Annotated in this window: 22 protein-coding genes and 1 pseudogene; 15 read left to right on the top strand and 8 right to left on the bottom strand. The window is 71.3% G+C overall.

What is annotated here, in order from left to right; all coding sequences use genetic code 11:
- Nucleotides 1-28: 28 nt before the first annotated feature.
- Nucleotides 29-1,315 carry a PucR family transcriptional regulator gene (locus KO717_RS11090; RefSeq protein WP_301366320.1) on the bottom strand — a complete coding sequence of 429 codons (1,287 nt, stop codon included), beginning with the start codon at nucleotides 1,313-1,315 and terminating at the stop codon, nucleotides 29-31.
- A 160-nt stretch (nucleotides 1,316-1,475) separates the two neighbouring features.
- On the opposite strand from KO717_RS11090, the gene KO717_RS11085 reads away from it, so the two are divergent.
- The 4 genes from KO717_RS11085 to KO717_RS11070 all read left to right on the top strand — a co-directional run bounded on the left by KO717_RS11085 (nucleotide 1,476) and on the right by KO717_RS11070 (nucleotide 5,400).
- Nucleotides 1,476-2,402: a proline dehydrogenase family protein gene (locus tag KO717_RS11085; RefSeq protein WP_301366319.1), complete on the top strand. Its 927-nt coding sequence runs from the start codon at nucleotides 1,476-1,478 to the stop codon at nucleotides 2,400-2,402.
- A 32-nt stretch (nucleotides 2,403-2,434) separates the two neighbouring features.
- Nucleotides 2,435-4,066 carry an L-glutamate gamma-semialdehyde dehydrogenase gene (pruA, locus tag KO717_RS11080; protein ID WP_301366318.1) on the top strand — a complete coding sequence of 544 codons (1,632 nt, stop codon included), beginning with the start codon at nucleotides 2,435-2,437 and terminating at the stop codon, nucleotides 4,064-4,066.
- 252 nt (nucleotides 4,067-4,318) lie between these two features.
- Nucleotides 4,319-5,176, top strand: a complete 858-nt coding sequence (locus tag KO717_RS11075; RefSeq protein ID WP_301366317.1) for a hypothetical protein — start codon at nucleotides 4,319-4,321, stop codon at nucleotides 5,174-5,176.
- Complete coding sequence (locus KO717_RS11070; protein ID WP_301366316.1) at nucleotides 5,170-5,400, top strand: hypothetical protein; 231 nt, start codon at nucleotides 5,170-5,172, stop codon at nucleotides 5,398-5,400. Before KO717_RS11075 ends, KO717_RS11070 begins: the two co-directional genes overlap by 7 nt.
- On the opposite strand, the gene KO717_RS11065 is transcribed toward KO717_RS11070, so the two are convergent.
- Nucleotides 5,384-6,121: a nitroreductase family protein gene (locus tag KO717_RS11065; protein ID WP_301366315.1), complete on the bottom strand. Its 738-nt coding sequence runs from the start codon at nucleotides 6,119-6,121 to the stop codon at nucleotides 5,384-5,386. The genes KO717_RS11070 and KO717_RS11065 overlap by 17 nt on opposite strands.
- 467 nt (nucleotides 6,122-6,588) lie before the next feature.
- Between KO717_RS11065 and KO717_RS11060 the strand changes: the two genes are divergently transcribed.
- Nucleotides 6,589-7,128 (top strand): GNAT family N-acetyltransferase, encoded by a 540-nt coding sequence (locus KO717_RS11060; RefSeq protein WP_301366314.1) that lies wholly within the window; start codon nucleotides 6,589-6,591, stop codon nucleotides 7,126-7,128.
- Between the two features lie 27 nt (nucleotides 7,129-7,155).
- Here KO717_RS11060 and KO717_RS11055 read toward each other — a convergent pair whose 3' ends face one another.
- Entirely contained in the window at nucleotides 7,156-9,186 is a 2,031-nt protein-coding gene (locus tag KO717_RS11055) for a phosphocholine-specific phospholipase C (protein ID WP_301366313.1), read from the bottom strand.
- 119 nt (nucleotides 9,187-9,305) lie between these two features.
- The gene (locus KO717_RS11050; RefSeq protein WP_301366312.1) at nucleotides 9,306-10,319 is read right to left on the bottom strand and encodes an NADP-dependent oxidoreductase; all 1,014 of its coding nucleotides are present in this window, start codon (nucleotides 10,317-10,319) and stop codon (nucleotides 9,306-9,308) included.
- A 101-nt stretch (nucleotides 10,320-10,420) separates the two neighbouring features.
- On the opposite strand from KO717_RS11050, the gene KO717_RS11045 reads away from it, so the two are divergent.
- The 4 genes from KO717_RS11045 to KO717_RS11030 all read left to right on the top strand — a co-directional run bounded on the left by KO717_RS11045 (nucleotide 10,421) and on the right by KO717_RS11030 (nucleotide 14,131).
- Complete coding sequence (locus KO717_RS11045) at nucleotides 10,421-11,302, top strand: LysR family transcriptional regulator (RefSeq protein WP_301366311.1); 882 nt, start codon at nucleotides 10,421-10,423, stop codon at nucleotides 11,300-11,302.
- A 260-nt stretch (nucleotides 11,303-11,562) separates the two neighbouring features.
- Nucleotides 11,563-11,691 carry a hypothetical protein gene (locus KO717_RS11040; protein WP_266379422.1) on the top strand — a complete coding sequence of 43 codons (129 nt, stop codon included), beginning with the start codon at nucleotides 11,563-11,565 and terminating at the stop codon, nucleotides 11,689-11,691.
- A 90-nt stretch (nucleotides 11,692-11,781) separates the two neighbouring features.
- Entirely contained in the window at nucleotides 11,782-12,822 is a 1,041-nt protein-coding gene (locus KO717_RS11035; protein WP_301366310.1) for a 3-isopropylmalate dehydrogenase, read from the top strand.
- Nucleotides 12,823-13,045: 223 nt separating this feature from the next.
- Nucleotides 13,046-14,131, top strand: a complete 1,086-nt coding sequence (locus KO717_RS11030; RefSeq protein WP_052872307.1) for a branched-chain amino acid aminotransferase — start codon at nucleotides 13,046-13,048, stop codon at nucleotides 14,129-14,131.
- 154 nt (nucleotides 14,132-14,285) lie between these two features.
- Here the strand turns inward: KO717_RS11030 and KO717_RS11025 are convergent, their stop codons facing one another.
- Nucleotides 14,286-15,056 carry a cytochrome c biogenesis CcdA family protein gene (locus KO717_RS11025; RefSeq protein ID WP_301374463.1) on the bottom strand — a complete coding sequence of 257 codons (771 nt, stop codon included), beginning with the start codon at nucleotides 15,054-15,056 and terminating at the stop codon, nucleotides 14,286-14,288.
- A 285-nt stretch (nucleotides 15,057-15,341) separates the two neighbouring features.
- Nucleotides 15,342-16,769, bottom strand: a complete 1,428-nt coding sequence (locus KO717_RS11020; protein ID WP_301366309.1) for a cytosine permease — start codon at nucleotides 16,767-16,769, stop codon at nucleotides 15,342-15,344.
- 156 nt (nucleotides 16,770-16,925) lie between these two features.
- On the opposite strand from KO717_RS11020, the gene ureA reads away from it, so the two are divergent.
- The 4 genes and pseudogenes from ureA (at nucleotide 16,926) to KO717_RS11000 (ending at nucleotide 21,095) form a co-directional block, all read left to right on the top strand.
- Nucleotides 16,926-17,636 carry an urease subunit gamma gene (ureA, locus tag KO717_RS11015; protein ID WP_301366308.1) on the top strand — a complete coding sequence of 237 codons (711 nt, stop codon included), beginning with the start codon at nucleotides 16,926-16,928 and terminating at the stop codon, nucleotides 17,634-17,636.
- A 47-nt stretch (nucleotides 17,637-17,683) separates the two neighbouring features.
- Nucleotides 17,684-19,365, top strand: a pseudogene (locus tag KO717_RS11010) (urease subunit alpha).
- A gap of 30 nt (nucleotides 19,366-19,395) precedes the next feature.
- Complete coding sequence (locus KO717_RS11005; protein ID WP_301366307.1) at nucleotides 19,396-20,445, top strand: agmatine deiminase family protein; 1,050 nt, start codon at nucleotides 19,396-19,398, stop codon at nucleotides 20,443-20,445.
- Between the two features lie 29 nt (nucleotides 20,446-20,474).
- Nucleotides 20,475-21,095 carry a TetR/AcrR family transcriptional regulator gene (locus KO717_RS11000; RefSeq protein ID WP_301366306.1) on the top strand — a complete coding sequence of 207 codons (621 nt, stop codon included), beginning with the start codon at nucleotides 20,475-20,477 and terminating at the stop codon, nucleotides 21,093-21,095.
- 20 nt (nucleotides 21,096-21,115) lie between these two features.
- Here KO717_RS11000 and KO717_RS10995 read toward each other — a convergent pair whose 3' ends face one another.
- On the bottom strand, nucleotides 21,116-22,222 hold the full coding sequence (locus KO717_RS10995; protein ID WP_301366305.1) for a right-handed parallel beta-helix repeat-containing protein: 1,107 nt from the start codon (nucleotides 22,220-22,222) through the stop codon (nucleotides 21,116-21,118).
- 543 nt (nucleotides 22,223-22,765) lie between these two features.
- Here KO717_RS10995 and cimA point away from each other — a divergent pair.
- Nucleotides 22,766-24,394, top strand: a complete 1,629-nt coding sequence (gene cimA / locus KO717_RS10990; RefSeq protein ID WP_301366304.1) for a citramalate synthase — start codon at nucleotides 22,766-22,768, stop codon at nucleotides 24,392-24,394.
- A 139-nt stretch (nucleotides 24,395-24,533) separates the two neighbouring features.
- Nucleotides 24,534-25,877, top strand: coding sequence for a hypothetical protein (locus KO717_RS10985; protein WP_301366302.1), 1,344 nt, complete (start codon nucleotides 24,534-24,536; stop codon nucleotides 25,875-25,877).
- Between the two features lie 35 nt (nucleotides 25,878-25,912).
- Here the strand turns inward: KO717_RS10985 and KO717_RS10980 are convergent, their stop codons facing one another.
- On the bottom strand, nucleotides 25,913-26,533 hold the full coding sequence (locus KO717_RS10980) for a YceI family protein (RefSeq protein WP_301366301.1): 621 nt from the start codon (nucleotides 26,531-26,533) through the stop codon (nucleotides 25,913-25,915).
- Between the last annotated feature and the right edge of the window lie 243 nt (nucleotides 26,534-26,776).

The raw sequence follows: 26,776 nt of genomic DNA, 5'->3' as shown, positions 1-26,776 counted from the left end.
GAACCGGCCCCGCGAGCCCGGCCTGACCCTAGGTCAGGCGGGAAGCCTTGAGGGCCATGTGGAGCAGCAGGCGGTCCTCGCCCTCGTCCAGATCGAGGCCGGTCAGCTGCTCCACCCGGGCCAGGCGGTAGTAGAGGGTCTGGCGGTGGATGCCCAGCACGGCCGCCGCGCGGCCCGCCTGGCCCGCGCAGTCCAGGAAGACCTCGGCGGTGCGGGCGAGTTCGCGGTTGGCCGGGGTCAGCAGGGTGCGGGCCGCGGGGTCGTCCACCGGATCGGCGGCGAGCGTCGCCAGCAGCCGGTACGGGCCGATCTCCGACCACTGGGCGACCGGGCCGAAGCGGGGCTGTGCCGCGGCCGCCCGGGCGGCGGCGACGGCCTGCTCCCAGGCGGCGGGCAGGTCCGCGAGGCCCCGTACGGGGTCGGCGACGCCGGCGGTCACCCGGTGCGCGGTGGCCGCAGCGGTGCTCGTGGCTCCGGAGCCCCCGCCCGCGCCGCCCTTCCCGCCCGTTCCCGTCGCCTCCGCCGCGCGCGGCAGCAGTCGGCCCACCGCCGCCAGGGCCGGAGCCAGCGCGTCCGTCGAGCGCAGCCGGAGCAGTACCGCCAGAGCCGGTTCGCCCGCGGGCTCCGGCCCGGCCCCCGTCCCCGCCGCCGCACCGGGCCCGGACGCGCCGCCCGGCTCGCCCCCGCCCCGCCGCGGTACGACGCACACCGCCGCCGCGCCCGGTACCGACGCCGGAGCCTCCCCGGGCCATGGCGCCACGCAGACCGCCGCGTGCAGCCCGTCCCCGCCCGGGCCGAGGGCGACCCGCAGTGCGGCCACCGCCATGTCCTGCTGCCAGCCCCGGCCGGCCGTGAGCACCGCCAGGAACTCCCGCGACAGGTCGGCCCCGGCCTTCGCCTCCTCGGCGAGCAGCACCCCGATGCGCTGGGCCACCTCCATGGCCGCGTCCAGCGCCGCAGGCCCCGGCCCGGGCTTGCCCGGCTCCTGGTCCAGCAGCCATACGTAGCCCTGCACGATGCCCCGGTACCGCACCGGCAGGCAGATCCGCCCCCGGAACACCCCGGCGTCGGGCGCCGCCGGGATCCGGACCGGGCCGGTGGCGCGGGCGATGCCGAAGCCCTCGAACCAGGACCGGACGGCCGCCGTCGACTGCCGCGTCAGGATCGAGCGGGTCCGTACCGGGTCCATGGCCAGATCGTCGTCGCTGTCGTGGGCGCCGAAGGCGATCAGGCGGAAGTCCCGGTTCTCCAGGGTCGCCGGGGCGCCGAGCAGCGCGGAGATCTCGTCCACCAGGTCCTGGTAATCGCCCTTCACCCCGACATTCTCCCACCCCGGCACGGACCCTTCAGACAGATGTATGAGATCCGGGACACGGATGCGTGACAGCTGTCGATGGCAGAGGATCGAAGCGATCCTTAGGTTTCACGGTGGTTTCACTTGCGCTTTTCTTCTGCCACCCGCTGGAGGTGCCCCCGTGCTGGGTCCCGTGATCCTCGCCGCTTCGCGCAGCGACAAGATGCGTCGTATCGTCTCCGCCGCCCCGGTGACCAAGCCCGTGGTGAATCGGTTCATCCCCGGCGAGACCGTCGATCAGGTCATCCCGATCGTCGAGGAGCTCACGCAGGCCGGGCTCGAGGTGACCCTCGACGTCGTCGGCGAGGACATCACCGCGGTCGAGCAGTCCTACGCCGCCCGGGACGCCTACCTCCAGCTCATCGAGCGCCTCGCGGAGCTCGGTCTCGGCGAGAAGGCCGAGATGTCCGTCAAGCTGTCGATGTTCGGCCAGGCCCTGGAGGGCGGCCACGAGCTGGCGCTCGCCAACGTCCGCCCGGTCGTCGAGGCCGCGGCCGCCATCGGTACCACCGTGACGCTGGACGCCGAGGACCACACCACCCTCGACTCGATGTTCGCCATCCACGAGGAGCTGCGCCGGGACTTCCCGCAGACCGGCTGCGTGATCCAGGCGTACCTCTTCCGCACGGAGGCCGACGCCCGCCGCCTGGCCGCCGCCGGCAGCCGCGTCCGCATCGTGAAGGGCGCCTACAAGGAGCCCGCCGAGGTCGCCTACCTGGACAAGGCGGAGATCGACAAGGCGTACGTCCGGATCCTGAAGATCCTCATGGACGGCGAGGGCTACCCGATGATCGGGTCCCACGACCCGCGCCTCATCGCCATCGGCCAGGAGCTCGCGCGCAAGGCCGGGCGCAAGCTGGACGAGTACGAATTCCAGATGCTGTACGGCATCCGCAGCGAGGAGCACCTGCGGCTCGCCGCCGAGGGCCACCGGATGCGCGTCTACACCGCGTACGGGACGGACTGGTACGGCTACTTCATGCGCCGCCTCGCGGAGAAGCCGGCCAACCTGCTCTTCTTCGTCCGCTCGATGATCACCAAGAACTAGGCACCCCACTAGCTCAAGGAGTTACCAGCCCCATGGATGCTGTGACCCAGGTCCCCGCGCCGGTCAACGAGCCGGTCCACTCGTACGCCCCGGGCACCCCGGAGCGCACGCGGCTCGAAGCGCAGCTCAAGCAGCTGTCCGAGAACCCGATCGACCTTCCGATGACGATCGACGGCGTCAAGCGGATGGGCGGCGGCGAGCGCTTCGACGTGGTCCAGCCGCACGACCACAAGTCGGTGCTCGGCACCTACGCCAACGCCACCGAGGCCGACGCGCAGGAGGCCATCGACGCCGCCCTCGCCGCCGCCCCGGCCTGGCGCTCGATGTCCTTCGACGACCGCGCCGCGATCATCCTGCGCGCCGCCGAGCTGCTGTCCGGTCCGTGGCGCGAGAAGCTCGCCGCCTCCACCATGCTGGGCCAGTCGAAGACCGCGCAGCAGGCCGAGATCGACACCCCGTGCGAGCTCGTCGACTTCTGGCGCTTCAACGTCCACTTCGCCCGCCAGATCCTGGCCGAGCAGCCGGTCGCGAACTCCGCCGGCGTGTGGAACCGCAGCGACCACCGCCCGCTCGAAGGCTTCGTCTACGCGATCACGCCGTTCAACTTCACGGCCATCGCGGGCAACCTGCCGACCGCCCCCGCCCTCATGGGCAACGTGGTCCTGTGGAAGCCGTCCCCGACGCAGACCCACTCCGCGATCCTCCTCATGGAGCTCCTGGAGGAGGCCGGCCTGCCCAAGGGCGTCATCAACCTGGTGACCGGCGACGGCATCGCGGTGTCGGAGGTGGCCCTGAACCACCCCGAGCTGGCCGGCATCCACTTCACCGGCTCGACCAAGACCTTCCAGTACCTGTGGAAGACGGTCGGCAACAACATCGAGAAGTACAAGTCCTACCCGCGCCTGGTCGGCGAGACCGGTGGCAAGGACTTCGTCGTCGCGCACCCGTCCGCGGACCGCGCCGTCCTGAAGACCGCCCTGACCCGCGGTTCCTTCGAGTTCCAGGGCCAGAAGTGCTCGGCGTCCTCGCGCGCCTACGTCCCGGCCTCCATCTGGAACGACGGCTTCAAGGAGGCCTTCGCGGCCGAGGTCGACGGCATCACCATGGGTGACGTCCGCGACCTGACCAACTTCATCGGCGCCGTCATCGACGAGCGTTCCTTCGCGAAGAACAAGGCCGCGATCGACCGCGCCATCGCCGACCCGACCTGCGAGATCATCGCCGGTGGCACCTACGACGACTCGGAGGGCTACTTCGTCCGCCCGACCGTCATCGCGTGCACCGACCCGGAGAACGAGGTCTTCACGACCGAGTACTTCGGCCCGATCCTGGCGATCCACGTCTACGAGGACGCCGACTTCGACGCGATGCTGGCGCAGATGGAGTCCGTCTCGGCGTACGCGCTGACCGGCTCGATCATCGCGGCGGACCGGTACGCGGCCGCGGACGCGATGGAGAAGCTCCGCTTCGCGGCGGGCAACTTCTACATCAACGACAAGTCCACCGGCGCCGTCGTCGGCCAGCAGCCCTTCGGCGGTGGCCGCGCCTCGGGTACGAACGACAAGGCGGGCGCGGCGAGCAACCTGCAGCGCTGGACCTCGACGCGCTCCATCAAGGAGACGCTGGTCGCGCCGACCGACTACGCGTACCCCCACATGGGCTGATCCCGGCCCCCAGTGACCCCGCCCCCGCTCCGGCACCCCCAAGTCCGGAGCGGGGGCGGTATCCATTTCCCCCTCCGTCAACTCCTGCTAGCCTGAATGCAGTTGTCGTGTACGGCGACACGCTCCAGCACCCGGGCCCGGCTTCCCGGGGGAGCGCAGGGCTCTGACGAGTTCCCGTACGGGGCGGGGCCACACCACTGGGAGATACGCACACCTCTACGCTGCCGAGCCGGGGCGCAGCCGGGGAGACGTATGTCCAACCGCACCGACAACCGCCACCGCGTCGCCACGATCTGCCGCGAAGCGACGGGCCTCCCGCACCACACCTGCATGCAGTGGGCCGCCGACGGCCTGATCAGCCGCACCCTGCCGGTGCCCGACGCCGAAGGGGCGGACCAGCGGGCCCTTGAGGCCGAACTGCTGGTGAACCTCGCGAACGGGCTGCGCCACGAGCAGCTCGGCGGGGCCGTCCTCGGACTGGTCCGCGCCGTACCGCGCCCCGAGGGCGCGGAATTCTGGGTGCATCCGGCGATGGGCAGCAGAGTGCTGTCCGTGCTGCTGCCCCGCATCGACTCGTACCGGATGGGGCACGGGCTGCCGGGGCTGCGGCCGGTACGGGAGGGCAGCCGGGTGCGGCTGCGCAGTCTGCGCCGCAACGCCTCCGTCGTGCTCGTCCACCCCGATCCGGACTGGGCCGGCTACCTCGACGAGCCGGCCTGCGAGGAGCACATCTGGTGGCACCACCGCGACCGCATGCATCCGGACGAGGCCACCTGGCACGCCGGGACGAGGGAGCCGGACCCCGACCGGGACCTGCTGCTCAGCCGGCTGATCCGGCGGCCCGCGCTGGTCAACGCGACGGGCTCGGCACACGGCTGGGCGAACACCTACAGCCGCGGCGACCGGGAGGTGTTCATCGAGTGGTGCTGCTCCGTCGAGGTGGACGACCTGGCCCGGCGGCTGCGCCGCAGCGGGCTCACCTCCGGCCAGGACGGCCGGTCCCGGAGCGGCAGCCGGCGCCTGGCCTTCGGTGACGCGGCGGTCATCGTGCGGAAGGGGCCCTGCGGGCTGGTGCCGCCGGCGCTCGGCGCGAGGGCGGGCGCATGCTGACCGCGGCGCTGGTCACCGCGGCCGTGCTCGGGGTCGCCAAGGTGGTGCGGGACTGGCTGATCCTGCGGCAGGTACGGGCCGCCATGGACGCCGCAACGTCCGAGGACCGGGTGCGGATCGGGATGCGGCTCGCGGAAGCGCTGGGCGGCGGGCAGTCCGGGCCCGCCCCGGAGCCGCCCGCCGGGGAGCCGCCCGCCGGGGAGGCCGTCACACCTCCACGATGACCTGGTCCAGGGACTTGCGCAGGAGGTCCGGGACCTCGCAGTCGTCCGCCGGGTAGCCCACCGGGATGACGGCGAAGGCCTTCTCGTTCTCCGGGCGGTCCAGGACGTGGCTGAGGAAGCGCATGGGGCTGGGGGTGTGGATCAGCGCCGCCAGGCCGGACAGGTGGAGGGCGGACAGGAGCATGCCGACCGCGATGCCGACCGACTCGTCGACGTAGTAGTGCTTGCGCTTGGTGCCGTCCGGGCCGAGCCAGTAGCGCTGCTGGAAGACCACGATCAGCGCCGGGGCGTCCGTGAGGTGGGTCTTCACGGCGTCCGTGCCGATGGGGCGCAGGGCGGCGAGCCATTCGTCGCCCAGCCGGCCGTCGTAGGACAGCTGCTCCTCCTGCTCGGCGGCCGCGCGGATCTGCTGCCGGACGGCCGGATTCCTGACCAGGACGAAGGTCCACGGCTGCTGGTGCGCCCCGGAGGGGGCGGTCGCGGCGCAGGCGATGGCGTCCCGGACCACCTGCTCGGGCACCGGGTCGGGGGAGAAGTGGCGTACGGTCCGTCGCTCGTCCATCCGGGCCCGCAAACTGGCGGCACGCGCGAGGGATTCAGGCTGCGGCATCCGCTCGGGGCGGTAGGCGACCGGGCGGTACGGATCACCGTGGGTGGGCGTCCACTGCCTGGTCTCAGGAGCGGTCCCGGAGGCGGTCTCAGGTGTGGTCTCAGGCGACATGGAGCAGATCTTCACGCCGCCGTGCCGCCCGCCGCCAGGGCCGTACGCGGCCCTGAGGCCCGGTATACAAGGATTCAGGCGATTTCGGAGACGGTGATCACCGGTCGATTCCTCCTGCGGAACGCCCTCCTCCACCGAGGTGACCTGGGGCCCGGTGGACCCGGCGGCAATGACGCTCAGCGCCGGGGCCCCCGCTCCGGCGGCCGTCCGGGAGCGCCGGCCGAGGGTGGACCACCTTGCCCCCGCCCACCGCGCGTACCTTCGGCGGACTGGGCGGCGCCGACGCGGCCGGGGTGGACCACCGGGCCCGCAGGGCCCCGCAGGCCCGGTGCGCGCCCGCCCGGGCGCGGCCACGGGCGACACGGACGGCCCGGGCCCGGCAGCACTCCGGGTTCCGGACCCCCCGGCTGTTTCCGGCCTTTCGCGGCCGCCCCCGGGCCGCCGGTGCGCGTTGATACGGTCGCCCGATGGAGAACCTCGTACGCCACACGGCGGAGCTGACCGGTACGGAGCTCCGCGAGATCCGCGCCCTGCTCGACGGGGCCTTCGACGGTGACTTCGCCGACGAGGACTTCGAGCACGCCCTCGGCGGGATGCACGCGCTGGTCCGGGACGCGGGCGGGGACCTCGTCGCGCACGGCAGCGTGGTCATGCGGCGGGTCGTGCACCGGGGGCGGGCCCTGCGCACCGGGTACGTCGAGGCCGTGGCCGTACGGGCCGACGCGCGCCGCCGCGGCCTCGGCGGGCAGGTCATGGCCCGGCTGGAGGAGGTCGTTTCGGGGGCCTACGTGCTGGGCGCGCTGTCGGCGTCGCAGGACGGGGCCGGGCTCTACCTCGGCCGCGGCTGGGCGGTGTGGCCGGGCGAGGTGGGGGCCCTCTCGCCCTACGGCCCGGTCAGGCTTCCCGAGGAGGAGGGGTCCACGTACGTGTGGGCGCCGCCCGGCGGGACCAGGCTGGACCCGGCCGGGCGGCTCGACTTCGACTGGCGGGACGGGGACGTGCTCTAGGCCGTCTCCCGGGGCGCGCCCGGGGCGCTACGAGCCGGAGATGCTGGGCGCGCCCGTTTCGATGTGGCCCGTGTAGCGGCGCGACCAGGTGCCGTCGGAGTCGGCCAGGATCGTGAAGTCGTACCAGCCCTTGCTGTAGGCGACGGCGTTGAAGAAGTCCTCGCGCGAGGAGTTCGCCGGGACCGTGTAGGTCCACGGGCCGTCCGTGCGGTAGGCGTTCGCGCGGATCGTGAAGGTGACGGGGGAGCCGGAGGAGTTCTTCATCTTGAAGTAGACCGCCTGCTTGCCGGTGCCCGGCTCGATCGCGAAGCGGGCCGCCACCTCGATGTCCTTGCCCGGCTTCGACGCGTCGCCGATGAAGCGGCGCAGGAAGCGGTTCGGCCCGTGCATCGAGATGTCGTACTTGCCGGAGCCGTGGCCGAGGCCGATGTGGAAGTAGTCGCTGCCGGTGCCGCCCGGGTCGACGGTGTACTGCCAGGCCGTCGTGTCCCGGTGCTGGTGCGGGTGGATCGAGAAGTGCGCCGCCCGCTTCGCCTCGGAGCCCTGGTTGGCCATCGAGAACCAGGCCGTGATCTGGCCGGCCGGCCCGAACTCGAAGCGGTCCAGGTTGCCGTTCGCCTGGTACGGCAGGGCCCGCGCCGGGCGGGTGCCGGGCTCCTGCGCCGGGAGGGCGTTGTCCTGCGGCGCCGGGTTGGGGAGCGGGGCGCAGGTCGCCTGGCCGATCACCTTGGCGGTGGAGGGGAGGCCAGCGGGGACCCCGTAGACCGGGTGCGCGAAGTCGAAGACGCCGGTCAGGTCGCCGACCACCTTGCGGCGCCAGGCGCTGATGTTCGGACAGGTGGCGGGGGTGCCGAGGGCGGCCGTCCACTTCTCCATGAACCGCAGCACCGAGGTGTGGTCGAAGACCTCCGAGCTCACCCAGCCGCCGCGGGTCCAGGGCGACATCACGATCATCGGGACCCGGAAGCCGAGGCCGATCGGGAGGCCGTCGAGGTACTCGCCGGGGGTGCCGGGCGGGGCGACCGGCGGCGGGACGTGGTCGAAGAATCCGTCGTTCTCGTCGTAGTTGAGGAACAGGACGGTGGAGTCGAAGACCTCGGGGTTCGCGGCGAGGGCGCGGTAGACCAGGTCCACGAAGTGGGCGCCGTCGCCGGGCGGGGCGTAGGGGTGCTCCGAGAAGGCCTCGTTCGCGACGACCCAGGACACCTGGGGGAGGGTGCCCGCGACGACGTCGGCGCGTATCGCGGCCGCGATGTCGTCCGGGGTGGAGCCGGTGACCTTGGGGACCGAGCTCATGCCCCGGTCCCACAGCGGGCTTCCGGGGGCCGCGTCGGTGAAGTTCTTGAAGTAGGCGAGACCGTTGTCGCCGTAGTTGTCCTGGGCGTTCTGGTAGACCTTCCAGGTCATGCCTGCCCGCTGGAGGGCCTCCGCGTACGTCTCCCAGGTCAGTCCGGACTCGTCGCCGCCGTCCTTGCTGGTGGCGTCGATCTTGCCGCTCCACAGGAAGGTGCGGTTCGGGCCGGTCGCGCTGAGGGCGGAGCAGAAGTACGCGTCGCAGATCGTGTAGCTGTCGGCGAGGCCGTAGTGGAAGGGGATGTCCCCGCGGTCCAGGTGGCCGAGGGTGCGGACATTGCCGACGCCGGTGACCCAGTTGTCCATCCGGCCCTTGTTCCAGGCGGCGTGCTGCGAGGTCCAGCTGTGCGGGAGGTCGCCGGTGCACTGGGCCAGGGTCGCGCTGTCCGCGCCCCCCGCCGGCGGGGTGGCGGACAGCTTCCACGGGTACTGACGGCCGCCCCAGTTGGGCTGGTTGAACATGCCCCAGCCGCCCGGGATGTTGCCGGCGGCGCGGTCGCCGAACCCGCGGACGCCCTTCAGCCTGCCGAAGTAGTGGTCGAAGCTGCGGTTCTCCTGCATCAGGATCACCACGTGCTTCACATCGGTGATGGTGCCGGTCGCGGCGGCCGCGGCCGCCGTCGTCGGTGTGACCGCGGGCAGGGTGGCGCCCGCCACGAGCCCGGCGCCGATTCCCACGAAACCTCTGCGGCTGATCGGTGTCACTGGCTTCTCGCCTCCAACTCAAGTGCCCCGGCGGCACATCGACGGCAAGAGTGGCGGCGCCCGCATCAAAGGTCTACATCCGTGCGGTAAGAAATCGGTGAACATAAGGGTGGCTGGAATCAGCCGTCGATCCGGATCAGCATCTTGCCGAGGTTATCCCCGCGGAGCATGCCCAGGAAGGCCTCCACCGTCCGGTCAAAGCCCTGGACAACGGTGGTGTCGGTACCGATCCGGCCGCTGCGCAGATGAGGGACGAGGAAGTCCTCCAACTCCTCCTGCAGATTGGTGTGATTGCGAACCAATACACCTTCCAGGCGAAGGGACTTGTGTACGACCTCGAAGAGGTTGCGGGGTGCGGCCGGCGAGCGGTCCCCGTTGTACATCGAGATCGCACCCACCCAGGCGACCCGCCCGTACTCGCGCAGCGCGTCGATCGCCCCCTCCAGGTGGTCCCCGCCGACGTTGTCCACGTAGACGTCGATCCCGTCCGGGGCGGCCTGCGCGAGCTGCTCGCCGACCGGCCCGTCGTGGTAGTCGAAGGCGGCGTCGAAGCCGAGTACGCCGGTGAGGTGGCGGACCTTGGCCGCCGAGCCCGCGCTGCCGATGATCCGCCGGGCGCCCAGCAGCCGGGCGATGTGGCCGGTGGCCGTGCCGACCCCGCCCGCGGCGGCGGAGACGAAGAGGTCCTCGCCGCTGCGCAGGGCCGCCGTCCGGGTGAGGGCCGCGTACGCGGTCAGGCCGGTGCCGCCCAGGATGGAGAGGTAGGCCTCCAGCGGGACGCCGTCGTGGCCCCGCAGCTTGCGCGTCCCGTCCACGCCGAGGGTGACCAGGGCGTGGGTCCGCCAGCCCGCGCGGTGGAAGACCAGGTCGCCCTCGCGCAGCCCCGGGTCGCGGGAGGCGAGCACCCTGCCCACCGAGCGGCCCTCCAGGGGGGTGTTCAGCTCGAAGCCGCCCTCGCCGCCGTCCATCATCCCCCGGTGGTACGGGTCCACCGAGAGCAGGAGGTTCTCGACGAGCGCGGTGCCGGGCGCCGGATCCGGGACCGGGGAGGCGGCGTAGGTGAAGTCCCCGGCGGTGGGGAAGCCGGTGGGGCGGGCGATCTGGTGGACGGCGTAAGCGGTGTTCGTGGTCATGGGCCCGACGCTAGGAAGGAATGGCCGGCCCGGGCAGGGGGTTGCGCTCATGGAACCCGCAGATCCATGAATGCCGTTCATAGAACGAGGTGTGAGCCCCCGTGACCGACCTGCTGCCCCAGGAGCTGAGGATCCTGGCCGCCGTCTGCGACAACGGCGGCTTCTCCGCCGCCGCGGCCGCGCTCGGCCTCACCCAGTCGGCCGTCTCCCACTCGGTGCGCGGCAGCGAGGCGAAGCTCGGAGCGGTGCTCTTCGAGCGCGGCCGCGCCGGGGCCACCCCCACCCCGGCGGGGGAGCGGGCCGTCGCCCTCGCCCGCCGGATCCTGCGGATGTACGAGGTCCTCGGCGCGGAGGTCCGGGGCGCAGGTTCCGGCGCGGGCCCCGGCACGGTGGAGGGGGTGCTGCGGATCGCCGCGTTCCGCAGTGCGGCCCTGCACCTGCTGCCGCCCGCGCTGGAGCGGCTGACGGCCCGGTACCCGGGGATCCGCCCCGAGGTACGCGTGGTGCGCGAGATCGGCGCCGGCGCGGCGGGGGAGGTGGCGGCGGGCCGGGCCGACCTGGGCATCGCCACGCTGGGCGGCTCGCACGACGTGACCCCCGGCCTGCTGACCGGGGTGCTGGCGCAGGAGGCGTACCGGCTGGTCCACCCGGCCGGGCACCCGGACCCGAAGGGCCTGCCGCTGATGGACTGGGACGAGAACTGCGGTTCCTACACCCGCTCCTGGTGGCGGGCCCAGGACTGGATCCCGCGGGCGACGGTCAAGGCGGAGGACGACGCGATGGTGCTGACCATGGTCGGCCGCGGGCTCGGTATGGCGATCATGCCCGAGCTGTCCCTGAGGGAGGCGACCGAGGCGGTGGACATCACCGATCTGGGCCCCGCGGGGCCGGTGAGGCAGGTGGGATACGTCACTACGGCGGAATCGGCCTCAACTCTGGCCGTACGTGCTCTGATCAGGGAACTTCGTTCCGAGAAGGGCTGAAACGGACCCTCCGGACGAGGCTTTTCGGGGGAGTGCGCGTCTCAGATAGTAGGAAGCCCGAGTAATTGCCGAGACATACAACGGGACCTGGCCTAGCTTTGTAGAAGCCGAACGTCTCGCCGATCAGGCGAATGGCGGTCGAGAGCGCGCGCCCCTGGCAGGCAACCCCTGCGGCGCACCGCTCCCCGCCTCTGCCGGCGCCTTGAAGGAACCCCTCATCCGTGGCCCCGCCACGCCGTGATCTCAAGGAGTCGATCACCATGACCGCTTCCACCGCCACCCGCCGCGTCCGCCACACCTCCGCCTCGGCCGACGACCGCAAGAACGCCGCCGCCGCTCTCCAGCGCGCCCTCGACCGCCGTGACAACGGCGGGTCGACCGGCCACTGACCTGCGCCGCCCGAGACATTCTGCGTCCACATACGTCCACATGGTGGACGTGGAATGTCTGAGGGCTGGGACACGGAGTACGGTTCCGTCATGTCGACCAGCATCAATCTCGCAGTGATCCCCGGTGATGGCATCGGCCAGGAAGTCGTGGCTCAGGGACTCAAGGTCCTTACCGCGGTCCTGCCCCAGGATGTGAAGCTGGAGACCAAGCAATACGATCTCGGCGCCCAGCGCTGGCACCGCACCGGTGAGACCCTCCCGGAAGCGGAGCTCGAAGCCCTCAAGCACCACGACGCGATCCTGCTCGGTGCCATCGGCGACCCCTCGGTCCCGTCCGGCGTGCTGGAGCGCGGTCTGCTGCTGAAGCTCCGCTTCGCCTTCGACCACTTCATCAACCTGCGCCCGTCGAAGCTGTTCCCGAACACGGCCACCCCGCTCGCCGGCCGCCCGGAGATCGACTTCGTCGTGGTCCGCGAGGGCACCGAGGGTCCGTACACCGGCAACGGCGGCAGCCTGCGCACCGGCACCCCCGCCGAGGTGGCCACCGAGGTCAGCATCAACACCGCGTACGGCGTCGAGCGCGTCGTCCGTGACGCGTACGAGCGGGCGAACGCCCGCCCCCGCAAGAAGCTGACGCTGGTCCACAAGAACAACGTCCTCGTGTACGCGGGCCACATGTGGAAGAACATCTTCGACAAGGTCGGCCAGGAGTACCCCGAGGTCACCACCGACTACCTGCACGTCGACGCAGCGACGATCTTCTTCGTCACCCAGCCCGAGCGCTTCGACGTCATCGTCACGGACAACCTCTTCGGTGACATCCTCACCGACCTGGCCGCCGCCGTGACCGGCGGGATCGGCCTCGCCGCCTCCGGGAACATCAACCCGACCGGCGCCTTCCCGTCCATGTTCGAGCCCGTCCACGGCTCGGCCCCGGACATCGCCGGCACCGGCAAGGCCGACCCGACCGCGACGATCCTCTCCGTCGCCCTCCTGCTGCGTCACCTGGGCTACGAGGCCCAGGCCGTCCGCATCGAGGACGCGGTCTCCGCCGACCTGGCGGAGCGCGACGGAACCTTCCGCTCCACCGACGCGATCGGCGACGCCCTCGCCGCCCGCGTAGCCGGCTGACCCGGCAGCTCCACCTCAGGAAGCCGCCGGGGCACAATGGGACCCGGCGGCTTCTCCTGCGCGGCCCCGGGTGCCACCATCTCCCCTGGGCCGCTCCCCGCTTCTCCGAAGCCTGCCCGCGCGCGATAATCGAACGCGAGGCCGCGGAATGCGGGGAAGCTCGGACGTCCTAGTACGCCGTGAGCGCGGTCCGCCATACACAACCGGTGAAGGACAAGCACTCATGACGACGCCCACGATCGAGCTCAAGCCCTCCTCGAACCCGCTGTCCGATGCGGAGCGCGAGGCGATCCTGGCCAGCCCCGGCTTCGGCCGCCACTTCACCGACCACATGGTGACGATCAAGTGGACCGAGGGTCGCGGCTGGCACGATGCCGAGCTGGTCCCGTACGCGCCGCTCGCGATCGACCCGGCGAACATGACGCTGCACTACGCGCAGACGATCTTCGAGGGCCTCAAGGCCTACCGCCAGCCCGACGGCACCGTGGCCACCTTCCGGCCCGAGGCCAACGCGGCGCGCTTCCAGTCCTCCGCGCGCCGCATGGCGATGCCGGAGCTGCCGACCGAGCTCTTCATCGAGGCCTGCGACGCGCTGATCAAGCAGGACCGCGCCTGGGTGCCGGACTCCGGCGAGGCCTCCCTCTACCTGCGGCCCTTCATGTTCGCGTCCGAGGTCGGCCTCGGTGTCCGCCCGGCGAACGAGTTCCTCTTCATCGTCATCGCCTCGCCCGCCGGCGCCTACTTCCCCGGTGGCGTCAAGCCCGTCTCCGTCTGGCTCTCCGAGGACTACGTCCGCGCGGTCAAGGGCGGCACCGGCGCCGCGAAGACCGGCGGCAACTACGCGGCCTCGCTGGTCGCGCAGGCCCAGGCGGCCTCGCACGGCTGCGACCAGGTGGTCTGGCTCGACGCCGTCGAGCACCGCTGGATCGAGGAGATGGGCGGGATGAACCTGTACTTCGTGTACGGCGACCGCATCGTCACCCCGGAGCTCACCGGCTCGCTCCTTCCCGGCATCACCCGCGACTCCCTCCTCACCATCGCCCGCGACCTCGGCTACACCGCCGAGGAGGGCCGCCTGACCACCGAGGACTGGCAGCGCGACAACGCGAACGGCACCCTCACCGAGGTGTTCGCCTGCGGCACCGCCGCCGTCATCACCCCGGTCGGCTCGGTCAAGTCCGAGCGCGCCAACTGGACCCAGGGCGACGGCGAGCCGGGCCAGGTCACCATGCGCCTGCGCAAGGCGCTGCTGGAGCTCCAGACCGGTCACAGCGCCGACACCCACGGCTGGATGCACCCGCTGGGCTAGTCCCCCCTGCCCCTCGGGTGGTCAGGAACCAAAAGCGCCTCCGACCGGCGAGAGCGAGGACCGTCGAGATCCTCGTTCCCGCCCCGTCGGAGGCGCTTTCACGTGAAGCGGCGCACAGGGCCGGTCACACACGCGCGGGCGACGTCGCCCCCGCTCAGATCCCGACCGCGTTGGAGGCGGGCAGCCAGATCTGCAGCTGGTAGACGAAATCGCTCCACAACCCGGTGACGAGAAGCACCCCCACCGCGATGAGGAATCCTCCGCCGATCCTGAGCACCAGTGCGTAGTGCTGCTTGACCCATCCGAATGCCTTCATCGACCGGCGGAAGGCGACGGCCGCGAGGATGAAGGGCACGCCCAGGCCCAGGCAGAAGAAGGACACGAGGAGTGCGCCCCGGCCCGGGCTCTCCTGCCCCATGGACAGGCTCATCACGGCTCCGAGGGTCGGGCCCATGCAAGGTGACCAGCCGAGTCCGAACGTGAAGCCGAGAACCGGTGCGCCGAGCAGTCCGGCTCCGGGCTTCCGGTGGATCCGGAAGTCGCGCTGCGTGAATCCCGGGAGGAATCCCATGAAGGCGAGCCCGAACAGGATCGTCAGGCTTCCCAGAATGATGTCGAGCGTGTCCTTGTATGCGGAAAGAGTGCTGCCGAAGTAGCCGAAGAAAGCGCCCTGTGTGACAAATGGAGCCGAGAATCCGAGTACGAAGAGGAGCGCGCCCAGAAGCATCCGGCCCCGCTTTTCCTCACGTGCCTCAGGGTTCAGGGTGGAGGCGGAAAGGCCCGTGACGTAGCCGAGGTATCCCGGGACGAGCGGCAGCACGCAGGGCGAGAAGAACGAGATGACGCCGGCCAAGAGGGCCACGGGCACGGCGGCGACCAGGGTGCCGCTCGTCACCACCGACGTTGTCGATGCCAGGACCACCAGGGCCTCCTTGTTCGCGGCCCGGTCGAGGCACGTACGCAGACGGTAGGGATCCCCAGTGTGGCACGCAGCATCTGTGCGGCCGCGGTCAGGGTGAGGGTGCGCAGCCGGGTGGCCGGCCTGTGGCCGAAAGGGCCTGCCGCGATATAGGGGAAGGAATTGGAGATCGGCAGGAATGAGCGGCAGGGATATGTTCCGGCGCGACATGGCCGCCGGGAAATGCCTGACGTACGCAGGCCCGCGCCCCGGAATGTCCGGGGCCGCGGGCCTGCGCGCGTACGGGGGACCTCAGGCGTTCGCCGGCTCCTCGGCGGCGGTGACCGCCGGGACCGGGGCGGGGGAGCGGCGGGCGGTGAGGGCGCTGTACACGAGGCCGCCCGTCAGGCCGGACAGGACGAAGGAGCAGTCCACGCCGCCGGTGAGGGCGAGCAGCGGGCCCTCGTAGAAGGGGGTGGTCACGGCGAGCAGGCCGATGCCCGCGCCGATGGCCCAGGAGGCCGTGGCGGCGACGTTCCAGCCGGAGCGGTACCAGTAGATCCCACCCACCGAGCGGCGGTTGAAGACCTGGAGCGCGTCGGCGTCGTAACGCCCGCGGCAGCGCACGTATCCGATGAGGGTGATCACGGCCCAAGGGGTGCCGATCGCGGTCAGCACCAGTACGAACGAGGTCATTGCCGACTGCACGTCCCACTCGAAGGAGCCGATGAAGACGAAGGCGGTGGAGACCGCCGCGGCGACCAGGGTGGCCGTGGTCCGGGTGGCCCTGGGCACGATGGCGTCGAGGTCGAGGCCCATCGAGTAGAGCATCAGCCCGGCGTTGCCGACCGAGCCGGCCGCGGCAGCGGCGAGCAGCGGGATCAGGTACCAGAAGGGCGAGGCCGCCACCAGCGGACCGGCGTACTCGGCTCCGGCCCGGGCGGCGAGCGCCGTGAAGGTGCCGAACAGCTGCGGGATCAGGAGGCCGAAGAGCAGTCCGAACCCGGTGGCCCAGAGCACCTTGCGGGAGCTGTGCCGGTGCGGGGAGATGTAACGGGTGTAGTCGCCGAGCAGGGTGATGAAGGCGACCGGGCCGCTGAGCCCGGCGGCGACGGCGGCCAGGATCCAGGTCGGCCAGAAGGAGCCGAGCAGGTACGCGGTCTCCGGCGGGGCGGCGGTGGTGAAGTCCCCGGAGTAGGCGAAGACGCCGACGGCCAGCAGCACCACCATGCCGATGGCCAGGATCTTGCTCATGCGCAGCAGCAGCCGGTAGCCGAAGACGGCCGCGACGACGGTACACGCGGCGAGTACGCCGTACATCACGCCACGCGTGGCACCGGTGTCCGGAAGCCCGGTGAGGCGCGAGAGGACGCCCACCATCACGTCGCCGCCGATCCACAGGGTGAGCGCGGTGTAGCCGAGCGAGAGCAGCAGACCCACCACCGAGCCCACGAGCCGGCCGCGGACGCCGAACTGTGCGCCGCTGGAGGTCGAGAGGTTGGTCGCGGTGCGCAGGGAGACGAGCGCCAGCGGCGCGGTGAAGGCGATACCGACGAGCGTGCCGGTCACGATGGCGGTGACCGAGGGCCACAGGCCCAGTCCGAAGGACGGGGGCAGCCAGCCGAAGACGATCACACCGAGGCAGAGGTTGGAGCCGAGAAGGATCGAGATCAGGTCACGGGGACCGCTCGTCCGCTCGTCCTCGGGGATGGTGTCGACTCCGCGCTGTTCGATGGGCATGGGGGGACTCCCTTGGCAGGGCGGGGGGTGGTTGCGCTTTGTTTGAGCGACACTCAATGTGACTCAAGGCCTGCCCTCAGGTCAATGATTCCCTCCTTCGAAATGAAGAGTTAGAGTGATGCTCTAACCCATCGACTCAAGAGGTGGTGGATCGGCGTGCGGCTGACCCCTACGGAGCGCGACCGGCTGCTGCTCCGCAGCGCTGCGGAGCTGGCCAGGGCCCGGCGGGCCCGTGGCCTGAAACTGAACGTCCCGGAGGCCACCGCGCTGATCGCGGACACGGTCTGCGAGGCGGCGCGCGACGGCAAGCGGCTCGCGGAGGCCATCGAGGAGGCCCGCACCGTGCTGGGCCCGGGCGATGTCCTGCCGGGTGTCGCCGACGTGGTCGCCGAGGTGCACGTGGAGGCCGTCTTCGACGACGGATCCCGCCTCGCGGTGGTTTCGTCCCCCATCCAGGGAGCCGTCCCGCTCGGCGACGATGCGCCGGGTGCGGTCGTTCCCGGGCCCGGCGCCCCCCAGCCGGAGCCGGTCCTGCACCTGCACGTGCGCAACACCGCGGCCGTGCCGGTGAGCGTGACCTCGCACTTCCACTTCTTCGAGGCGAACCCGCGGCTCGACTTCGACCGGGCCGCGGCCTACGGGATGCGGCTGTGCGTGCCGGCGGGCTCGTCCGTACGGTTCGACCCCCACGGCGAGGGCGAGGTCGGCCTCGTCCCCATCGGCGGGGACCGGATCGCGATCGGCTTCGCCGGCCTGGTCGACGGCCCCCTGGATGCACCCGGAGCCAAGGACGAGGCTTTGCGCCGCGCGGCGGCCTGCGGCTACCTCGGCGTCACCGCCGAACACGAGGACGGAGACCGGGCGTGAGCAAGAAGACCCCGCACAGCGATCACTGTGCGCCGGGCAGCCGGCACATCGATCCGCACGAGTACGCGTCGGTGTTCGGCCCCCGTGCCGGGGACCGGGTGCGACTCGGTGACTCCGGGCTGACCGTCCGGGTGGAGCACGACGCGCAGAAGCCGGGTGACGAGTTCCTGGCGGGCTTCGGCAAGACGGCCCGTGACGGCCTGCACCTGAAGGCCGCCGCCGTCCGGGAGACGTGCGACGTGGTGATCAGCAACGTGCTGGTCATCGACGCCGTCCTCGGTATCCGCAAGGTGTCGATCGGTATCCGCGAGGGCCGGATCCACGCGATCGGCCGGGCCGGCAACCCCGACACCCTCGACGGCGTCGACGTGGTCGTCGGCACCGGCACCTCGATCGTGTCGGGCGAAGGCCTGATCGCCACCGCCGGAGCCGTCGACACCCACGTCCACCTGCTCTCCCCGCGGATCATGGAAGCCTCCCTCGCCGCGGGTGTCACCACGATCATCGGCCAGGAGTTCGGCCCCGTCTGGGGCGTCGGCGTCAACTCCCCGTGGGCCCTGAAGCACGCCTTCAACGCCTTCGACGCCTGGCCGTCAACATCGGCTTCCTCGCCCGCGGCTCCTCCTCCGACGCCGCCCCGCTGGTCGAGGCGCTCGCCGAGGGCGGCGCGTCCGGCTTCAAGGTGCACGAGGACATGGGCGCGCACACCCGGGCCCTGGACACGGCGCTGCGGGTGGCCGAGGAGCATGACGTGCAGGTGGCCCTGCACAGTGACGGCCTGAACGAGTGCCTTTCCGTCGAGGACACCCTGCGGGTGCTGGACGGCCGGACCATCCATGCTTTTCACATCGAGGGCTGCGGAGGCGGGCACGTCCCCAACGTCCTGAAGATGGCGGGCGTGCCGAACGTGATCGGCTCCTCGACCAATCCCACGCTGCCCTTCGGCCGGGACGCGGTCGCCGAGCACTACGGCATGATCGTCTCCGTCCACGACCTCAAGCCCGACCTGCCCGGCGACGCGGCCATGGCCCGCGACCGCATCCGGGCCGGGACGATGGGAGCCGAGGACGTCCTCCACGACCTGGGCGCGATCGGCATCACCTCCTCCGACGCCCAGGGCATGGGCCGGGCCGGCGAGACCATCCGCCGCACCTTCGCCATGGCCGCCAAGATGAAGGGCGAGCTCGGACCGCTCGCGGGCGACGGCGAGGGCGACGACAACGCCCGCGTCCTGCGGTACATGGCCAAGCTGACCATCAACCCGGCCATCGCCCACGGACTCGCCCACGAGATCGGCTCCATCGAAGTCGGCAAGCTCGCCGACATCGTGCTCTGGCGCCCGCAGTTCTTCGGCGCCAAGCCGCAGATGGTGCTGAAGTCCGGCTTCCCCGCCTACGGCGTCACCGGCGACCCGAACGCCGCCACCGACACCTGCGAACCGCTCGTCCTCGGCCCGCAGTTCGGCTCGTACGGGGCCACGGCCGCCGACATCTCCGTCGCCTTCGTCTCCGCCGCGGCGGCAGCCCTCGGCAGCGACGAGATGCCGACCCGCAGGCGCCGCGTCGCCGTCCGTGGAACCCGGGGGATCGGCCCCAAGGACCTCCTGCTCAACTCCCGGGTGGGCGCGGTCAATGTGGACGCGCGCAGCGGACTGGTCTCCCTCGACGGGGAACCGCTGCGCTCCGAAGCCGCCGAATCGGTCTCCCTCAACCGCCTGTACTTCCTGTAAGTCAGCACAGCCCGTAAGGACCTGCCTGCCATGACCGCCCATCACCCCGCCAAGCCGGTCGACGCCGGATTCCGGATGCCCGCCGAGTGGACGCCCCACGAGCGCACCTGGATGGCCTGGCCCAGCCCCAACCCGACCTTCACCAACGAGCAGGAGCTCGCCGAGGCCCGCGCGGCCTGGGGCGCCGTCGCCCGCGCGGTCCGCGCGTACGAGCCGGTGACCCTCGTGGTCTCACCCGGCGACGCGGACAGCGCCCGCGCGATCGTCGGCGACGACGTACAGCTGGTCGAGCAGGAGCTCGACGACGCCTGGATGCGCGACATCGGCCCGACCTTCGTCACCAACGACGCCGGCGAGCTCGCCGCCGTCGACTGGACCTTCAACGGCTGGGGCGCCCAGGAGTGGGCCCGCTGGGACCACGACTCGAAGATCGCCCGGCACGTCTCGGACGTGGCCGGCACCCGCACGTACAGCACCGAGCTCGTCAACGAGGGCGGCGCCATCCACGTCGACGGCGAGGGCACCGTGCTCCTCACCGACACCGTCCAGCTGGGCGAGGGCCGCAACCCCGGCTGGACCCGCCAGCAGGTCGAGGCCGAGATCCACGCCCACCTCGGCACCACCAAGGCGATCTGGCTGCCGTACGGCCTGGCCGGCGACTACGGCACCTACGGCACCCAGGGCCACGTCGACATCGTCGCCGCCTTCGCCCGCCCCGGCGTCGTCATGGTCCACACCCAGCCCGACCCGGCCCACCCGGACCACGAGCGCTGCAAGACCATCGCGGCCATCCTGCGCGCGTCCACCGACGCCCGCGGCCGGCGGCTGGAGGTCGTGGAGGTCCCGGCGCCGACCGTGCTGGAGGAGGACGGGGAGTGGGTGGACTACTCGTACATCAACCACTACCTGTGCAACGGCGGTGTCGTGCTGTGCGCGTTCGACGACCCGCGCGACGAGGAGGCCGCCGAGATCTTCCGCGGACTGTTCCCCGGGCGGACCGTGACCCTCGTTGACGCACGTACGATTTTCGCCGGGGGTGGCGGTATCCACTGCATCACCCAGCAGCAGCCGAAGGTCTGACCTTCGGGACACGGACGAGGAGTGGGCCCATGGTGGCGGGTGGAGTGCCGGTACGGGCGGCGCGCAAGAACGCGCCCCCGCGCGAGGACGTACTCGTCGCCGCCATGGCCACGATCGCCGAGCGCGGGCTGGAAGGCCTGACCATGGCCGGACTGGGCCGCGAGGTCGGCATGAGCAGCGGCCACCTCCTCTACTACTTCCGGAGCAAGGACGAGCTCCTGCTGCAGACCCTGGAGTGGAGCGAGGCGGAACTGGGCGGCGAGCGGCGGGCCCTGCTCGCCCGCCGCGGTCCGGTGAGCGAGCGCCTGCAGGCGTACGTGGACCTGTACGTCCCCACCCGCGCCCGGGACCCGCACTGGACGCTGTGGCTGGAGGTCTGGAACCGCTCCCAGAACGCCGGTCCCCAGGAGCGCGACCGGCAGGCTGCCATCGAGGGAGCCTGGCACCGCGACCTGGTCGCGCTGCTCGCCGAGGGCATCTCGCGCGGGGAGTTCCGCCCGGTGGACGCCGAGCGCGTGGCGACCCGGGTCCGTGCCCTGCTCGACGGATTCAGCATCCAGCTGGCGGTGGGACTGCCGACGCTGGACCGCACGGCGATCCTCACCCACGTGAGGGAATTCCTGACGGAGACCCTCTCCCCACGCTCCTAGGCCGTCTCCGCGGGACCGGCTCAGCGCCGGGTGGTGGTCACCGTCGCCGTGAACCCGCAGCACTCGAACTTCCGGATCCGGTCTCCCGAGACGTTCGTGATCCGCACTTGGTCCAGCCGTGCGGTGGTGTCGACGGTCGAGGCGATGACCGCGACCCCGCCCCCGCCGCCGCGGACGGTGTCCCGGACCGCGGTGAACGTCCCGTCCTGGAGGGCCAGCCCGAAGTACGTGCTGTCGACGAGGCTGTTGTGGCTGGTCTCCATCGTGCCGAACCCGTAGATGCCGAGCTGGTTGCCGACGAGCCGGTTCTTGGTGACCACGACCCCGGTGTTGGCCAGGATGCCGGCGTGCTGAAACTCGGTGAAGAAGTCGGGGCCGCACTCCGGATCCGGCTCGCGGCACGCGTTGTCGCTCACCGTGTTCTTCTCGACCCTGCCGGTCGCCTCGACGAACTCGATCCCGTCGGTGGAGATGGTCTTCTGGCCGGTGACGACGTTGCGGAGCAGCGTGGCCTTGGAGTCCGCGCCGAGGACGACGATGCCGGAGCCCTGATAGTCGGTGATCCTGGAATCCCGGACGGTCGCCGACCCGGTACCGGTGGGAAAGTCCCCGATGAGGATGGAATTGGCGCTCCGGAAGCACGGGGCCATGGGGGTGTCCTTGATGTGGGACACCGCCGCGTGGCTCAGCTCCAGGTGCGCTCCGCCCAGGACCCGGATGCCGGCTCCGAGGGCCCCCGCGTCGCAGGTGCCGGACCCCGGTCCGCTCACCGCGAGGCGGGAGATCGTCACGGACGCCGCGTTGTCGAGGGACACGATCGAGTTGAGCCCGTCGGAGCCCGTCACCAGGTGCTCGGGAGCGAGGATGGTCGTCTTCCCGGCCCCCGCCCCCGTGATGGTGAGGTCCTTGCCGATCACCACCTGCTCCCGGTAGACACCGGGGCGCAGCGCGATGCGGTCGCGGGGGTGCGCGGCGTCGACCGCGGACTGGACGGTCGGGTAGGCGGCCGAGGGGACCACCAGTTCGCGCGGCTGCGAGGCGGCGGACGGGGGCGCGAGGGAGCCGATGGCCACCGAAGCGAGCAGCGTGCCCAGTGCGACCGCGCACCGTGTGCGTAGGGGGTTCATCGCGTTCTCCTCCGAAGGGACGGCCGGCTGCGCACAGCTGCTCGGCGCCGTGGGACACGGAGCGGCACGACGGGAACGGCCGGTCCGCAGGGGCCACCCGAGCACAGGGCGGGCGCAAGGGCAGGGGGCCGTGCCGCAGGGGTCGGCCGTCCGGAGCAGCGGGACCACACGGCCGGTCATATCGCGACGGGTCAGGCGCGATCCGAGCCCCGGGCCCGTTCGGCCGGGGGCCGCCCCCGCAGGGTCTGCCCGCATGCTGAGATGCCTGTCCATCGACCGTGGGCGTTGTGGCAGACTGCCGCCGTGCCTGCTCAGCTCATGATTATCGCCAGCAGCGCGCCGGTCCCCAGTGGCCGCTGAACCGTGGAAGAACTTCGCGGAAGCGGCCACCGTGCCTCGGACCCGCGCGCAGACCTCTCGCTACCCGCGAGAGGTTTTTTCGTTTCCCGGACCATCCCTGCCGGGACCGGACCGCGCGCGATGATGGGGGCAGTGGATGCCGGGCATATCCGGAACCACTCATCCGACAGGAGTCAGATCAGCATGACGACGACACCAGAGGCGGCAACTGTGCTGTCAGAAGGCCTGGACGACAGCTTCCACGTCTTCGACACCACCCTGCGTGACGGCGCCCAGCGCGAGGGCATCAACCTCACCGTCGCCGACAAGCTGACGATCGCCCGGCATCTGGACGACTTCGGAGTGGGCTTCATCGAGGGCGGCTGGCCCGGCGCCAACCCCCGCGACACCGAGTTCTTCTCCCGCGCCCGCGCGGAGATCCAGTTCAAGAACGCCCAGCTGGTCGCCTTCGGCGCGACCCGGCGCGCGGGCGGCTCGGCCGCCCAGGACCCGCAGGTGCGGGCCCTGCTGGAATCCGGCGCCCCGGTCATCACGCTCGTCGCCAAGTCCCACGACCGCCACGTCGAGCTCGCCCTGCGCACCACCCTCGAAGAGAACCTGGAGATGGTCCGCGACACCGTCTCCCACCTGGTCGCCCAGGGCCGCCGCGTCTTCGTCGACTGCGAGCACTTCTTCGACGGCTACCGGGCCAACCCGGAGTACGCCAAGTCCGTCGTACGCGCCGCACACGAGGCCGGCGCCGACGTGGTCATCCTCTGCGACACCAACGGCGGCATGCTGCCCGCCCAGGTGACCGCCACCGTCGCCACCGTCCTCGCCGACACCGGCGCCCGCCTGGGCATCCACGCCCAGGACGACACCGGCTGCGCCGTCGCCAACACCCTGGCCGCGGTGGACGCGGGCGCCACCCACGTCCAGTGCACGGCGAACGGATACGGCGAACGCGTCGGCAACGCCAACCTCTTCCCCGTCGTCGCCGCCCTGGAGATCAAGTACGGGCGCAAGGTGCTCCCCGACGGGGCACTCGCCGAGATGACCCGGATCTCGCACGCCATCGCCGAGGTCGTGAACCTCACCCCCTCCACGCACCAGCCCTACGTCGGCGTCTCCGCCTTCGCGCACAAGGCGGGCCTGCACGCCTCGGCCATCAAGGTCGACCCGGACCTCTACCAGCACATCGACCCCGAGCGGGTCGGCAACACCATGCGGATGCTGGTCTCCGACATGGCCGGCCGCGCCTCCATCGAGCTCAAGGGCAAGGAGCTCGGCGTCGACCTCGGCGGGGACCGCGCGCTCATCTCCCGGGTCGTGGAGCGGGTCAAGGCGCGGGAGCTCCAGGGCTACACCTACGAGGCGGCCGACGCCTCCTTCGAGCTGCTGCTGCGCGCCGAGGCCGAGGGGCGCGCCCGCAAGTACTTCCGTATCGAGTCGTGGCGGGCGATCGTCGAGGACCGCCCGGACGGCACCCACGCCAACGAGGCCACCGTCAAGCTGTGGGCCAAGGGCGAGCGGATCGTCGCCACGGCGGAGGGCAACGGCCCGGTCAACGCGCTGGACCGGGCGCTGCGGGTGGCGCTGGAGCGGTTCTACCCGCAGCTCGCCAAGTTCGAGCTCGTCGACTACAAGGTCCGCATCCTGGAAGGCACGCACGGCACGGAGTCCACGACCCGCGTGCTGGTCGCCACGACGGACGGTGAGCGCGAGTGGTCCACGGTCGGCGTGGCCCCGAACGTGATCGCGGCGTCCTGGCAGGCCCTGGAGGACGCGTTCACCTACGGCCTGCTGCACGCGGGCGTCGAACCCGCCGAGTAGCCCGCCCGTCCGCGTCGCCGGCCCGCGTCCGCCGGACCTCAGCTCACCTCAGCTCACCTCAGCTCGCCGGGCTTCGGCCCGGCGAGGCCCTTATGTCCAGCTCACACGGGAAAGTACCGGTTCCGGTAGCGTCTTGGATATGAAGACCAGGCTGATGTCCATGCGCTTCGGATCGCTGCTGGCCGGTCTGCTGCTGGGGCTGTCGGCGACCGCGTTCGTCGCCGCGCCGCAGGCGTCGGCGGCCACCGGGGTCGCGGCCGTGGGGGAGGCCCTCAAGGAGGGCCCGGTCTATGTCGCCCCCGGGGCCGAGGCGCAGCTGTCCACGGCCCAGGCGGACGCGCTCGCGAAGAAGATCAAGGATGCGGGGAAGCCGGTGTTCGTGGCCGTGCTGCCGGCCACTGCGGAGTTCCCGCCGGACAAGGTGCTCGGCGCGGTCCGTGCCGAGACCGGGATCACCGGGCTCTACGCGATCCGGCTCGGCGACGGCTTCGATGCCGGCGCCGACAGGGTGGTCATGCCGAACAATGCCGTACGCAACCTCACCGAGGCCGTGAAGACCGGCGCACCGGTCAGCGCGGACACGCAGCTCAACAACTTCGTGGACCAGGCCCTGACCCAGGCCAAGGGCAGCGCCCCGGCCTCCTGGGGCACGACCGGAGCCGACCAGGGAGCCCCGGTCGGCGGACTGATCGCCCTCGGCGCGGTGGCCGTGGTGGGCGGCGGCGGTGCGTACGCGCTGGTCCGCCGTAACCGGAAGAAGAAGGAAGAGACCCGGCGCGAGGCCATCGCCCGGCTGGCCGTGGTCGTCGACGAGGACATCACGGCCTTCGGCGAGGAGCTCGAACGGCTCGACTTCCACCCCGGCGAGCCCGGCGCGGACGACGACATGCGGCGGGACTACGAGCAGGGGCTCGACTCGTACGAGAAGGCCAAGCAGATCATGGCCTCGGTCCAGCGCCCCGACGAGGTCAAGGGCGCCACCCAGGCACTGGAGGACGGCCGCTTCGCGCTGGCCACCCTGGACGCGCGCCGGCAGGGCAGGCCGCTTCCCGAGCGCCGTTCGCCCTGCTTCTTCGACCCGCGCCACGGGCCGAGCACCGAGGACGCCACCTGGGCTCCGGCCGGCGGGGCGGCCCGTAGCGTGCCGGTCTGCACGGCGGACGCCGTACGGCTGCGCGACGGCCTGGACCCGGCGGTCCGCACGGTCGAGACCGAGCACGGGCCGCGGCCGTACTACGACGCCGGCCCGGCGTACGGTCCCTGGGCCGGCGGGTACTTCGGCGGCGGCATCCTGCCCGGCCTGCTGGTGGGCACGCTGCTCGGTTCGATGATGTCCAGCCCCGCCTATGCCTCGGACTTCGGCGGCTTCGAGGGCGGGGACGTCTCCGGGGCCGACTTCAACCCGTCCGACTTCGGCGGCGGGGACTTCGGCGGCGGAGGGTTCGACGGGGGCGGCGGCTTCGACGGCGGGGGCGGCTTCTAGCCGCCCCCGGTTCCGGGCGTGCGGGCGCCCGCCCGTCAGGCCTGCTTGATGGCGGAGATGTCGAAGGTCAGCTTCACCTTGTCGCTGACCATCACACCGCCGGCCTCCAGGGCGGCGTTCCACGTCAGGCCCCAGTCGGAGCGCAGGATCTCGGTGGAGCCCTCGAAGCCGACGCGCTCGTTGCCGTAGGCGTCGGTGGCCGAGCCGTTGAACTCCAGGTCGATGGAGAGCGGGCGCGTGACGTCCTTGATGGTCAGCTCACCGGTGATGCGGTACGTGTCCCCGCCGAGCTGACGCGCCTCGGTGGAGCGGAAGGTCATCAGCGGGAAGGTCTCGGCGTCGAAGAAGTCGCCGCTGCGCAGGTGACCGTCGCGGTCGGCGATGCCGGTGTCGACGGAGGCGATCTTCACGTCGATGGAGGCGGTGGAGCGGGCCGGGTCGGCGCCGTCCAGGTGCAGGGTTCCTTCGTGCTCGGTGAAGGCCCCGCGGACGTTGGTGACCATGGCGTGGCGGACGGTGAAGCCGATGCTGCTGTGCGCGGGGTCGATGACGTAGTCACCGGTGAGCGCGGCGAGCGCCGGGTCCACTTCCAGGGTGGCGACGGCGGCGCCGTCCTGGACGTTCACGTTCTGGCTGCGGCGGGTGAAGAGACCCATGACTTGCTCCTCGGTAGTGTCCTGCTCGATCTGAAGAATCTGTTGAATCTTCAACGACTCCAACGGGAACGACGCTAGACCTATTCCGTTCAAATTTCAACATCTAGGCGGCGTGTCAGGCCATTTTGTGAAGGTCCCACAACGAGCGAGCGCATCGTCTGGCGGAGTCCGTACATCCACTGGGCGTACTGTGCGGGCCGGACAGTGGAAGTCTTCCGAGACTGTGAGGAATGAACGGAGGTT

Origin of the sequence: Streptomyces xanthophaeus (assembly GCF_030440515.1) — a bacterium.
Classification (GTDB): domain Bacteria; phylum Actinomycetota; class Actinomycetes; order Streptomycetales; family Streptomycetaceae; genus Streptomyces; species Streptomyces kutzneri.
The sequence above is the reverse complement of the archived record's forward strand: the minus strand, read 5'-3'. Positions and strand labels throughout refer to the sequence as shown.